Below are 1,024 nucleotides of genomic sequence, written 5' to 3' on the forward strand. Positions count from 1 at the left end.
TTCATCGAGGACTGCTACCGTTTGCTGAAGGAAGGCAACTACCATCCGTTGCCCGTACGGCGAAAGTACATACCGAAGAAGGATGGAAAACAACGCCCGCTTGGCATCCCAACCATACGAGACCGAGTCATACAAATGGCAACGAAGCTTGTTATTGAACCGATCTTTGAAGCAGATTTTCAAGAAACCTCGTTCGGATTCCGTCCGAAACGAAGTGCCAAGCAAGCGTTGGAACGTATCCGGAAAGCATGCAACCGCAAAGGGAATTGGATAGTCGACGTCGATATCCAAGGCTACTTTGACAACATTAACCAAGATAAGCTGGTGAAGCTGATCGAGATGCGGATCAACGATCGGCGAATCTTGAAGTTAATTCGGAAGTGGTTAGGCGCGGGAGTCATGGAGGAAGGAAACATAAGACGCTCAGATTTAGGCACACCGCAAGGCGGAGTCATCTCACCATTACTAGCGAACATCTATTTGAACTACTTCGATCTGCTATGGGAACGCCATGGAAGGCAACTGGGGGAACTGACGCGATACGCGGATGATTTCGTGGTCGTGTGCAAAACCAGAAAGGATGCTCAGCGAGCCCATGAGCTCATACAAACGATTATGGCACGCCTAGAACTGACGCTTCATCCAACGAAGACCCGAATTGTGGGACTATGGACAGGTAAAGAAGGCTTTGACTTCCTGGGCTTACACCACCGGAAGACAAAAGCAGAAACGTCCAAAGCAAAGGCCTACTACACCACCCAACAGTGGCTGACGGTGAAAGCAGAAGAACGTATACGCGAGGTGGTGAAGGAACGGCTGGCGCCGCCGAAGATGCGGCACTGTTCCTTTGAAGAGCATGTCGCATGGCTAAACCCCAAGATTCAAGGTTGGCGGAATTATTACTACACTGCCTACAGCCAAGGAAAGTTGGCTAAGTTGGATTGGTACATTATTCAGCGTATCACAAGATGGTATGCGAAGAAACGACAACGAGCGAGATGGATGGGATCTCTGCAAGAAGTAA

1 protein-coding gene is annotated in these 1,024 nt (G+C 49.4%); it reads left to right on the forward strand.

Features of this window, described 5'->3' with window-relative positions; translation table 11 throughout:
• Positions 1-48: 48 nt before the first annotated feature.
• A partial coding sequence (gene ltrA, locus KXG62_RS33805) for a group II intron reverse transcriptase/maturase (protein ID WP_246627772.1) occupies positions 49-1,024 on the forward strand: 976 nt, incomplete at its 3' end.

It is taken from the genome of Paenibacillus solanacearum (assembly GCF_910593845.1).
Lineage (GTDB): Bacteria > Bacillota > Bacilli > Paenibacillales > NBRC-103111 > Paenibacillus_G > Paenibacillus_G solanacearum.